General features: G+C 46.4%; 10 protein-coding genes and 2 pseudogenes. All 12 read right to left on the bottom strand.

Annotation, left to right across the window (positions count from 1 at the left end; genetic code table 11):
* Positions 1 to 34: 34 nt before the first annotated feature.
* The 12 genes and pseudogenes from HMPREF9623_RS08785 to HMPREF9623_RS08730 all read right to left on the bottom strand — a co-directional run bounded on the left by HMPREF9623_RS08785 (position 35) and on the right by HMPREF9623_RS08730 (position 11,586).
* Positions 35 to 238 carry a helix-turn-helix domain-containing protein gene (locus HMPREF9623_RS08785; RefSeq protein ID WP_003505336.1) on the bottom strand — a complete coding sequence of 68 codons (204 nt, stop codon included), beginning with the start codon at positions 236 to 238 and terminating at the stop codon, positions 35 to 37.
* Positions 228 to 674 carry an RNA polymerase sigma factor gene (locus HMPREF9623_RS08780; RefSeq protein WP_003505338.1) on the bottom strand — a complete coding sequence of 149 codons (447 nt, stop codon included), beginning with the start codon at positions 672 to 674 and terminating at the stop codon, positions 228 to 230. Before HMPREF9623_RS08780 ends, HMPREF9623_RS08785 begins: the two co-directional genes overlap by 11 nt.
* 204 nt (positions 675 to 878) lie before the next feature.
* Positions 879 to 1,646: a class I SAM-dependent methyltransferase gene (locus HMPREF9623_RS08775; protein ID WP_009533539.1), complete on the bottom strand. Its 768-nt coding sequence runs from the start codon at positions 1,644 to 1,646 to the stop codon at positions 879 to 881.
* Between the two features lie 213 nt (positions 1,647 to 1,859).
* The gene (locus tag HMPREF9623_RS08770; RefSeq protein ID WP_003505401.1) at positions 1,860 to 2,315 is read right to left on the bottom strand and encodes an XRE family transcriptional regulator; all 456 of its coding nucleotides are present in this window, start codon (positions 2,313 to 2,315) and stop codon (positions 1,860 to 1,862) included.
* A gap of 81 nt (positions 2,316 to 2,396) precedes the next feature.
* Positions 2,397 to 4,316: a tetracycline resistance ribosomal protection protein Tet(32) gene (tet(32), locus tag HMPREF9623_RS08765; protein ID WP_003505402.1), complete on the bottom strand. Its 1,920-nt coding sequence runs from the start codon at positions 4,314 to 4,316 to the stop codon at positions 2,397 to 2,399.
* A 361-nt stretch (positions 4,317 to 4,677) separates the two neighbouring features.
* On the bottom strand, positions 4,678 to 5,199 hold the full coding sequence (locus HMPREF9623_RS08760) for an AAA family ATPase (protein WP_003505403.1): 522 nt from the start codon (positions 5,197 to 5,199) through the stop codon (positions 4,678 to 4,680).
* A 262-nt stretch (positions 5,200 to 5,461) separates the two neighbouring features.
* The gene (locus HMPREF9623_RS11265) at positions 5,462 to 5,602 is read right to left on the bottom strand and encodes a Maff2 family mobile element protein (protein WP_009533538.1); all 141 of its coding nucleotides are present in this window, start codon (positions 5,600 to 5,602) and stop codon (positions 5,462 to 5,464) included.
* A 290-nt stretch (positions 5,603 to 5,892) separates the two neighbouring features.
* On the bottom strand, positions 5,893 to 6,390 hold the full coding sequence (locus HMPREF9623_RS08750) for a hypothetical protein (protein ID WP_009533537.1): 498 nt from the start codon (positions 6,388 to 6,390) through the stop codon (positions 5,893 to 5,895).
* A gap of 117 nt (positions 6,391 to 6,507) precedes the next feature.
* Positions 6,508 to 7,527, bottom strand: a pseudogene (locus HMPREF9623_RS08745) (VirD4-like conjugal transfer protein, CD1115 family); the annotation flags it as partial.
* A gap of 133 nt (positions 7,528 to 7,660) precedes the next feature.
* On the bottom strand, positions 7,661 to 9,568 hold the full coding sequence (ltrA, locus tag HMPREF9623_RS08740; protein WP_009533535.1) for a group II intron reverse transcriptase/maturase: 1,908 nt from the start codon (positions 9,566 to 9,568) through the stop codon (positions 7,661 to 7,663).
* 687 nt (positions 9,569 to 10,255) lie between these two features.
* Positions 10,256 to 11,053 (bottom strand): annotated as a pseudogene (locus tag HMPREF9623_RS08735) (type IV secretory system conjugative DNA transfer family protein); the annotation flags it as partial.
* A complete protein-coding gene (locus tag HMPREF9623_RS08730; RefSeq protein ID WP_009533533.1) occupies positions 11,050 to 11,586 on the bottom strand; it encodes a PcfB family protein in 537 nt (178 codons plus the stop codon). The gene HMPREF9623_RS08730 and the pseudogene HMPREF9623_RS08735, both read right to left, overlap by 4 nt.

Below are 11,586 nucleotides of genomic sequence, written 5' to 3'. Positions count from 1 at the left end.
CGAAGCGGCGGTTATTCAGTTGTAGGCGGTAGGGCTATCTCCCAAAGCGGAACTTGAAAATAGCTGTGAGAAGCGTCTGGGTGATGTAGTCCTCTGTATCTTGGTCTACCCGTCCATTCACACGGGCGGCACATTGTATGCGGCGGCGGTAATACTGCAATACAGTTCCCACCGCTTCCGGCTCCCCGCTGGTGGCTTGGACGATTGTTTCATAGGGGAGAAGCCTATTATTTCTCATATGCCATTCCCTCCATTTCCGCTTGGAGCTGCCGTAGGACTTTTCGGATATGGTAGCCCGCTGTGCTGCGGCTGCGCCCGTACTGTCTGCCAATTTCGTGCTGTGGAATACGCTTGAAAAAGGACAGGTAAATCATTTCCCGCTCCCGTTCGTCCAGCCGTGACAGGGCTTCCGCAAGTAAGCCGCTGCTGAAAATGACCGTATCGCCGCAAAGGGTAAGTATGTATTCCTCGTCCGGCTCCGGGGCTTGGAAATATTCATCTGTCGTGCCTAAAGGGTAGTGCTTTTCGTCTGTGAGGTATTCAAGGGATATTTCTCTTTTGTGCTTCCTGCTCCGTGTCCTCGCTGCGTTGATCGTTGCATTTCGGATAACGACTTTGCAAAAGGCATGGAAAGTGTACTCGATATGTTCCCGATATTCTTCTGTACAGGTCATGGAAAATCCCCCTTTCCTCCCAAAAGGGCTGTGGCTGGTTAGTAGTTGCTTTTTATGATAGTAAGGGGCGGCAGCACTTTAGGCTGTCGCTCCTTGACTGCCTAACTGCAAAACCGGGCGGGGCTGTCAACGGCGGGCGAAGCCCGTTCATCTTGACCGTTGACTGGCTCGGCCAGGTTTGCTATTTATCCGGCAAACTTGAATTTATTTTAAGCTATCACGTTTTACCTTTTTAAGCCTTACTATCATTACCATAGGAATTTCTTTGTTGTTTTTGAAACATTCTTCATAAAATCCATCAATGACAAATCCAGCTCTAAAACAAAGGTTAAAAATATCTTGTATGGAACGATGATAATAAATCTGCTCCTCCGGTTGCCCTTCAATCGCTATACCATAGTAACTGTGCGGTGTCATATATTTTTCAGTCAACGTGATAAAACAAGGGTGTTGCGTTGCAAAGACAAAAATTCCGCTTTCCTCCAACAGTTCATAAACAGCCATAAGAAGTGGTTCAATATCCGTAATATCCATAATTGCCATATTAGAAACTGCTTTCGTAAAGGCTCGATTTCTTTTTAATTCTAATATACTTTCTCTATTGGTCGCATCCGCTACACAAAATTCAATTTGTTTTGCATATTGTGATTGCCGTCTTTTAGCCAATTCTATCATTTTTTTGCTGTAATCAAAAGCGACAATCGAAGCGCCTCTTTGTGCAAGATACGAAGAATAATTTCCATTGCCACACGCAATATCCAAAATGTAATCCGCAGGATTAGGAGATAGAAGTTCCGTTACTTTGGGACGCACTACCTCTCTGTGAAATTCATTAGATTCGTCACCCATTGCATTATCCCAAAATTGTGCGTTTTTCTCCCAGATTTTTTTACTTTCCTCTGTTCCCATGTTCTCTCCCACTCCCAAAATTTGCCTTTTTGCTTCCATTAAATCTTCCTTACTATATTCCATTGTTACCCTCCATAACTTCTGATTGTTGCCGTCTTGACTATTATGTATCTTTTCTTTCCAAAATGGTATAGGCTTTTATTTTTATAATGCTGCAAAACTTTTCTTCTGTAAGGTATTCAAAGGATATTTCCCTTTGCCGCCGCTATTGGAAAGCCAAAAGCAGCGGCTTTTTTACGCGATATGACCGAAAAGTCTAGAAAGCAGGATATGTCATCATTTGTCATTTCTTCTCAATGTAATAACTGCATGGCATATCAAGCCAAATACAAGAGAAAAACAGCCACCGCCAAATAGTGATGCTCCCCACCCTGCACCCGACATTGTCATAAAACCGCCAACAAAGAAAATACCAATGCCAAGAAATATCCCGACACCATAAAAAAGTCCAATTGCCATATCATACTTATTAAATTGTCGTTTCTCTTTTTTTTCACATGTTTCCATTTTTGTTATTACCTCCTTCGCAAAATCGTCCATGTGGACTCCAAAAAGAAAACAAATTTTTTTCAACGTATTTAAATCGGGTTCATTAACATCTCTCTCCCAATTCGATAGCGCCTGCCGGGTAACATTCAATTCCCCAGCCAGTTCTTCCTGTGTCATTCCCGATTGTGTTCGCAGATGACGTATTTGCTTTCCTGTTGTAATATCCGTCTGTTTCTGGTTCAAAATGGTTCCTCCTCTCTGATGCTGATTTTATCAATGATATTTCGCAATAGCCAGCAATGAACGCTTGCATTGCGCAAGACGTTACATTATCTTCTGAAACATATGCCGGATCTTGTCTAAACGGCTGTTCGGGCGGCGTGGCTGAAATACAGGCTCGCCGGAAGTTTCCTGATACCCTTTTAATTCTGTAATGCAGACACTTCTTCCATTTGTATAAAAATTCAGATCATTCCTATATTCACCGATACAACGGGCAGGGATTTCACCCTTAAAAATAACTTCATCTTTTTCAAGTCTGGTTGATTCAATGATTGCGCAATACTTTGGTGCATCATTATAAGCCCGTGAAAGATATTCCTGCGGTGCAAAAAGGGTAAAGGAAAGGTATGGTTCCAACAGTTGTGTCCCTGCTTTTTTCAATGCCTGCTCCAACACGACAGGCGCAAGAAAACGAAAATCAGCGGGGGTGCTGACCGGGCTGTAATAAACTCCATAATCAAAACAAATTTGGCAGTCTGTCACTCCCCAGCCATATAAGCCCTGCTCCATTCCATAACGCACACCCTCCATGACGGCATTTTGAAAACTTTGGTTTAAATAGCCGAGAGATACCTCGCTTTTATATTGTGTTCCGCTTCCAACAGGAAGCGGTGTTACAGTCAAACCAATAGATGCCCAAAACGGATTCGGCGGCACTTCAATATGAATCGTGCAGCTCGCTTTTTTTTGCGGTCTTTCCAGATAAATAACCGAAGGCTCTTTCATAGCCACGCCCACATGATATTTTTCTTCTAATAGCGAACAAATAACTTCTAACTGTACTTTTCCCAAAAAAGATAACATAATCTCATGGGTAACAGTATCAATGTCAAAATGCAAAAGAGGGTCTGTATCAGCAATCTCTGCGAGGGCATTTAACAGGGCTTCCCTTTGCTCCGGCTTTTGCGGCTCTACCGTTGTCCGAAGTAATGGCATGGGATTATCAATCCGTGTTTTGTGAGGCAGGAGTTTTTCATTTCCCAGGATATCGTTCAGTTTCAAAGTATCATCAGCTAAAATAACAATTTCTCCCGGACAGGCATGGTCAGCCGGGACGATTTCACCATTTGACGGAATACACATTTCTGTAATCTTTATTTTTTCCTTTTTTGACAGCAGCAGGGTATCCCGTAAATGGAGCGTCCCATGATACAGGCGTAAATAAGAAAGCCGTTTTTTCCGCTCTGTATACTCAACCTTAAAAACATATCCACATAATTCAGACTGAATATCGTCCGTTTCTGTAATGAAAGTTTCTATAATCGCTTCAATCAGTTTTTCTGTTCCTAAATTGTCTTTTGCACTCCCATGATAAACAGGAAACAAAGAGCAGCATCTGGTTCTTTTGCACTTTTCATATTGTAATTCCTGTATATCCAAAGAATCCTCTGCAACATATCGTTCTAATAGTTCATCGCTTCCGGAAATAATCATATCCCATTTGTCTAAATCAGAAATATCGGTCATGGTTATCTTTGGCGACAGGGAAACCTCCTGCATGACAATCATATCACTGGTAAGTTTATCTTTAATGCTTTGGTAAACACACTGCAGGTCGATCCCATTTTGGTCTATCTTATTTATAAAGATAATTGTCGGAATGTCCATTTTCTGAAGCGCATGGAATAATATACGGGTTTGTGCCTGTACGCCGTCTTTTGCTGAAATGACTAAAACAGCTCCGTCAAGGACAGATAAAGAGCGGTATGCTTCGGTTAAAAAATCCATATGACCGGGAGTGTCCACGATATTGATTTTATAATCATTCCAATAAAAAGAAGTAACCGCTGTCTGAATGGTAATTCCCCGTTGCCGTTCCAAAATCATAGTGTCTGTTCTTGTGGTCCCTTTATCCACGTTTCCCTGTTCCGCAATCGCTCCACTGGTGTATAGCAGACTTTCTGTCAATGTAGTTTTTCCTGCGTCTACATGGGCCAGAATGCCGATATTGATTATTTTCATGTGATTGTCCTCCCTTTACAGCCCCAAAGGGCATAAAAATCCCCAGCAGTAAAATACTTTTACCACTGGGGATTCTAATTTGCGGACATACACATATACAGCATACACCTATTTGTGATTGCTGTTTTTTGAATATGTCAAAATTGATAAGGCAAAAGTATTCTTAAATTGGGTACAAAAAACCAAGCCCCCACAAAAGGAGCTATCATAATTCTTTGTTCCCACTATTTGATTATAGTTTTATTTAAGAATACCTTGCCGCATATTTTTTACTCCTTTTCTGGAATGAAGCTATTATATCACATCAGTTTTAGGAAAGAAAGTACTTAAAAGAAATTTTTCTTCCCCTTATATGTAACAATCATACCGGCTTCCTGGTGTTCAGAATGGTTTCTGCTGTCTGCTGTGGTGTTTGATTGGAATTGTCCAGCCAAAAGCCGATCCGTGGTGTTGTCTGCATAAATGTATCGTATAAGGTTTCAACCGTAAAGCCGGAATAGCCTGTTTTCTCCCTGTATCGTTCCCTTTCTTTTATTGTTTCCACATCTGGACAAAGAACGACAACCTCAACAGGGTATTTATGCAGATAATTTATCATTCGGTTTAATTCATCACCGTAGTAGTTATCTTGGATCACTACAGAAAAGCCGTTGTCAAAGTATGACCTTGCCGCATCAGCAGTCAATTTGTATCGAAGGTACAGCTGGCGGACTGCTTCCGCTGATGGGGTAGCTGACATATTTTCTCTGCCTGAAATAATCATTTTTCGGAACACATCACCACGAAGATGGACGCATTTTTCTATTGATTTTGCCAGTAAATCGGAAACTGTAGATTTTCCAGAAGCCATTAAGCCTGTAATGAGATAAATTTTTTGTTTCATTTCACTTCCTCCGGCACAAAAAATATGTACATGTAACTAATTCAACACATTTATAATTTGAATAGGGACATTATAGCATTTACTAAATACAAATTCAATGTATACGGAAAGAAAGATATAAGGAGTGGGAGGGATTCCGCCGTAGTCGGCATTGTAGGAAAATCCAAAAGTTTAGATTTTCCCACAATGCTTATCTTTTGGTCTTTGGTTCGGAATAGTGTAGTGCTGGCGGTCTATCTCTTGTTTTCGGTTGCTTGCTTCCTTACCGTACATGAGCATTCGCGCCGGGATTGTCATTGCCGTAACCTTCCATCAGGTTTACAGCACCCCAGATGCCGAGACCTGCACCAATTGCGATAACGAGAGTCTGAAGAACGCCAACTGCGCTGTTGAAAAATGCCATAATGTTTTTCCTCCAAAAAATGATGTGTTTAATGAATGTTTGCATAAATATAGACCAGCCGGCACCTTGCCGATCGGTCCTTAGTGAATGGTTCCATATGAAGTTGTCTGTCTGTAATTCTGCTTCCCGCCCTGATCGAGAGTTTTCTCATGGCTGGTCGGCATTTTCTTAATAGACCAGATCCGCCCCGATCTGCCAGCCCTTTCTTAATTGGGTGGTCTTGGAAGTATCCGTATCATCTACTTCTCCACTCCTTTCGATTTCACATGAGGAGGTTTCAGTTTCTCCGGCTACAGGGCAGCTTCCTCCTTCCTTTCCTTAAGGGAACCGAGGACCGATTCTCTGTCTCCTGTCCGGTCCTTTGTCTTATAGGCCTCCATCATTGACTTGAGCTCCGTATTGGGGATATCCCGCACGTTCCGGTCCCATCTTCTCTGCCCATTCGGGTCCGTTGCGACAATAAAAGGCTTGGATACCCTGGTGGTCCCATCCTCCGGAAGCTTCATCCAGACGCCCTTTCCGAACTTGTTGTCATGGATCATCTTCGGAGAGATCACAAAGAATGCCCAGGGTGTCTTATCTGCCGGATCCGTATTCGGGATCTTCACCTCAACCAGCTCTTTCCCGCTCTTTGAGGTAAAGGGTTCCCCGACCAGACCCTTGCCGAACTTGATGGAAATCTCTTTCACTTCCGGCATATCCAGCGTCTCTCCTCTTGCCATTGCCTCTTCCGCTTCCCGTACCCAGTCGGGAATGTCGGCCGGCATCAGCTCTTTCTCCTCTGCCATATATTTCCTCCAATCCAGCTTCCCACTGACTGTTTGCCATCAGGCGGTTACTCATGCTAACACGGCACCCATTCTCTGTCCCTTCACAAAGAAAAAGGCACCCTCCGTGGATGCCTATTACACTTTGATTACCTGATACGTATCATCCGGATGCAGGACCAGCCTCCGCTTCAGGTATTTCTCCACATCGAACCAGTTCTTTTTGTCGTAGTCAGACGTGAGGTGGTAGTTCGGGTGCTGTGTCAGGTCATATTTGTCCGAGAAGAATGGTCTCACGCCTCTTACCTGTACAATGCATTTGCTGCCATCCATCACCGCCAGCTGATCCAGGGACATAAGATCATGCCCAAGCTTCTGGTAGTTCATGTTGTAGGACTGCTGACTGCCCCGGCTCTCGCCAGTGTTGTACATATCTATGGTTTCCTTGCCGAGCGCCTCGTTCAGATCCTTAAGCGTCGTCTTCTCCGAGCCGCCGAGGAAGATCTGGGAGTCGCAGTTGCCGATGATGGTATCCGCATTATCCTTGTAGATCGCCTTGAGCTGCGATTTTGCCTGCAGCACCAGCATCGCGCTGATCTCACGGGACCGGATCGTCGCCATCAGCTTCTCCAGGTTCGGAATCTGCCCGATATTTGCCATCTCATCGATGAGGCACCGGACATGGACCGGAAGCCTTCCGCCGTACACATCGTCTGCCTTCTCACACAGCAGATTGAAAAGCTGCGTGTAGATCATGCTGATCAGGAAGTTGAACGTGCTGTCCGTGTCACTCATGATCAGGAACAGCGCCGTCTTCCGGTCTCCGATAGTATCCAGCTCCAGCTCATCGTAAGCTGTGATCTCCCGGAGCTCCCTGATATCAAAGGGAGCAAGCCTTGCACCGCAGCTGACCAAAATTGATTTGGCTGTCTTACCAGCGGCCAGTTTGTACTTTTTATATTGCCTCACGGCAAAGTGGTCCGGATCCTTCTCCTCCAGCTCATCAAAGAGCATATCCACCGGATTCTTGAATGACTCATCGTCCTCCCGTACCTCCATGGAATTCAGCATTTCGAGGAGAGTCGAGAAGTTCTGTTCCTCCTCCGGCGCCTCGTAATGGATGTAGCCGATCAAGGCACTGTACAGCAGTTTTTCCGCTTATAGTGATAGGTAACCCTTTGATACTATCTCCGGGTTTTCCCCCACTTCACACCGGACATGCGACTTTCACCGCATCCGGCGTTCCATCGATTGTTTTCGCAAGCATTTAATCAGTCACCAAAATAGCGTTTTAATCTATTGCCGCCAGACCAGCCTGCTCTCGCAGTCTGTTTACTTTGGACACCTGTTTCTTTGTCATGTTGAGCGTTTTGGTTAAGGCTGTCAGTTTTGCCATATCTGATATTTCCAGTAATGGCAGATACCTGTAATGCAGTAAAATCATGTTTTGATAGCGCTCCTGACCGCCGTCTTTTCTTGGCTTTTTCAGCCAACATGCGATTTCGGATGCACTTCTGAATTCCTCACCGCTGACCGCACATTTTCCGCCTTGGGCTGAGAATAATGAAATCCTGCTGTCGGCGTATTCTGTACTGTGTCCACCCGATGCCATCGACCGTAATCCCTCAAGAACAAATGGGTTCAATCTGAGATTCGTGTGTATTGGCTTTCTGCCTTCTGCCGTGTAGCTACATACGGCAGACCGCTTAGAGTGCGGTATCCTGTTTTTCACGAATGCAAGCGGATATATCGGTTGGTCAATCCCGGCTACATACCGTACCATCTTCGACCTCCCATACCGTTCCTTCTCGGCTTGGGGCATGGTTCCGCCTTCGCGTTGAAGTTTGCATCCTTTTTCTGAATTCAGCCTGTTGGTTAGAACGGTCATTACCTGTCTGTGGATAATCCTGCAATCAAGGCTGATACAGGTGGCGATCTCGAAGTAGTTCTGGATTCCCATCACCATCGAGTTGTAAGTCCGGATTTCCCCTAATGGCGTCTTGCCTTCAGATGGTCTGGCTATTCTTTTCGCCTGTTCCACGAGCTTTTCCCGCTCTATTCCAAACTTCTTGTCACATATGTGGGACTGCACAGTGTATTTCTTTGCTTTCTGTCTGACCCGTATCTTGAAACCGAGGAATTCCGAATAGCGTTTTCTCACGTTCACCGTTCGTGTTTTCTCCGGAGACACCTCAAGCCGCAGTCTTTCTTCCAGCCACCGTGTCACAGCTTCCCTTGTCTTTTCGGCGTCTTCCTTCGAGCGGCAGAAGATTCTGAAGTCATCGGCATACCTTACGATATACATTTCCTTCAGGTTCGTACTCTTCATGGTTCTGTACCCGTGGCTCTTGTCGAATACCTCGTTTTTACCGATTATCCTGTATCTTCCACGGGCTACGGCTACCGGGTTGTTCTGCCATTGGCTTTCTACCCAGTGATCCAGTTCATTCAGCACAATGTTTGCCAGTAACGGCGAAATGATGCCGCCCTGCGGAGTGCCTTTGTCCGGTAGGATAGTAGTTCCATCGGGCATTCTGATCGGCGCCGTCAGAATCCGCCTTATTACGAATATCAGCTGTTTGTCCCTGATTCCCATTGCCCATATCTGTTTGATCAGCTTGCTGTGATTCACGTTGTCGAAAAAGCCCTTAATGTCGAACTCTATGACGTAGTGAAGATGCGTCACCTGCATCAGCGAATAGGTTCTTGCGATGGCGTGTTCCGCCGAGCGATTCGGACGGAAACCGTAGCTGTTATCGCTGAACTGAGCCTCACAGATTGGTTCCATGACCTGCTTGATGCATTGCTGTATCAGCCTGTCCCAGATGCATGGGATGCCGAGCGGTCTTGTTTTTCCGTTTGGTTTCGGGATGTCTTTGCGTCTGACCGGTTTAGGCCGGTAGCCGTGTCGACTCCCTGTGACAATAAACCTCACTTTCTCCACGACTTCTTCGGGAGTCATCCTCCCGATGTCTGTGATGTTTCTGTTGTCTGTGCCTGCCGTGTAACTTCCCCCGTTGGTCTTGATATTCCGATAGGCAAGGAGGATATTTTCACGCTTCATGATGATATCCATCAGATTTGTGAGTGTCTCTCCATCTTTGCTTCTTCGGTAAAGCTCATCATAGACCGGTTGCATGCCGTAATACTCTGCATGCCGAAGGTCGTCAACACATAGACTCTTTGCTTCTCCTGGCATAAGGCATCACCCCCTTTCGAAAGTGACCCTTTTGGTCTTATTCGAATCCTTATCTATGGACTGAATAATGCCTGTTTAGACCAACCGACTGGTGACCATTCCTCGTTCCCCCATTACAGGGGCTGTCATAGGTTCGATCACGGCTTTTCAGCACCGGTTCACCTGCTTATTGTTCTTCGTCAGGTTCTTCCTTGCGGAATCCGGTACCTTTCCACGTTCCGATAGTTCTATCTGTACATACGCGCCTTTAGGTTCCCACTATAGTCCTGTCGGCTTGCCTGTGCCTGTAACCCAGCATGGTCGTTCATAGGAAAAATTTTTACTAGACCACACCGACTGCGCTTTAACGCACCCCGGCATTTCTACCGGGTCTTCTTTTAGACCTGTACATTCGCGGGTTCGTCAGTCCGCCCGCCAAGGCGAACATTCTAACCATGGGCGTCTTATAGACCCTTGGCTTATAGGCAGCACACCCCACCTCTGGGGCGCTTTCGCCGGCATTGGCTGCCGGTACGGCTGCTCTCAGCCGTTGTCGTGGGGCTTCATACAAAAGCCTTTACAGCTTATGCATGCCCACCGAGGGCAGGCGTTTCAGGGCGTTACCCCGTCATTCCACCTGTCAAACTATCAGTTATCCGCACGACCGTAGTCGTGCGTCCGCCAACTTTCTACCGCTGGCGAACGTGTCGCACTCGTCCAGAATTCATCACCGGCCTTGCCGTCTCCTTTGGTGTTGGCAATGAGGGTTGTGGTCAGCTTCAGGATGTCCTTTTCGCTATGAATATAGGCAAAAGGATTGTAGTGCATCGACCGTTTGAAATTGATCGTGTTGAACACCCGGATATGATAGGGATCATGGATGGGCCTGCCATTCCTGTTCTTCATAGGCTTTCCCTCGCTGTCCTTTTTCACCGGACCGATCTGAAGAGCCTTCCCACACTCGTTCAGCACGGTGCCTTTCGGATCTGTGATTACGTAAGAGCTGTGCATCTGCAGAAGGTTCGGCTTGAGGACAAATCTCGTCTTGCCGGAACCGGAGCCGCCGATCACCAGCACGTTTTTGTTCCTCGCATATTTTGGATTTTTCGGCCTTGAGTTCATGGTGAGACGCTCTGACGGCGAGAGGATCACGTTATTTTCAAAAACCGGATCCTCATACGGTTCGATATCTGCATGCGTGCCCCATCTGGCGGAGCCGTACTCCTCGTTATGCCGGAACTTCTTTGCATTCTTCCCCTTCAGGTAGACAGCAAGCCGGAGTGCCAGCGCACAGCAAATGCCGACCGTCAGATCCAGCGGATAGAAACTGGGGAGCGGATTGGAAAAGGCCTGCTGGAAACCTCCGTTCAGGATCATGCTCTGCAACTTTTCTGAAGCATTCATCCCCTCAGAGATTCTCCAGGCTTCCCCGAAGTTGGTGGCAAAGAGACCAAGAACCGCATAGGGTATGTTCAGGATCATCTGCTTTTTCACCTTCTGGTTCATCGGTCCACCTCCTTATGCTTCTCCACGACCTTCTTCGGCAGCGCGGCTACAATCGCCTTGAACTTACCGAGCTTTTCCAGAAGACTTGGCCTGCTCTCCTTCCCGATTCGCATCTGTTTTGCGGTATATTCATTCACCACCGCATTGACGGCATCTGCATCCCTGGCCTTGAAGAAGACCGAATACTTTGGCGGATCCAGTTCCGTACTCTTTACGATGGCAAAATCCATCCCGTATTTGTTGGCAATCTTCCGGAAGTCTCCAAGCCCTGCTCCGTCAATGTCGATGGCCTGGGCTCCCTGGTCCTTCCGGATGAGGTCCTTGACCTTCATCTCGCCGTGTTCCGGATGCAGCTTGTTCTTGATTGCTTTTCCCGGCGCGGTAACTGCTGCTTTCAGCCCCTTGACCAACATCTGCGCTGTCGGTTTGCCAATGCATTCCACTACAATGCGCTGCGCTGGCTTAACTACTTCTTCCTTTAGCCCTCTGGCCGCCCCGTCTACGATCTCTTTTGCAATTTCTTCATTCATCAT

The organism is Stomatobaculum longum, from assembly GCA_000242235.1.
Taxonomy (GTDB): Bacteria; Bacillota; Clostridia; order Lachnospirales; family Lachnospiraceae; genus Moryella; species Moryella longum.
This window is presented reverse-complemented; position numbering and strand designations above follow the sequence as displayed.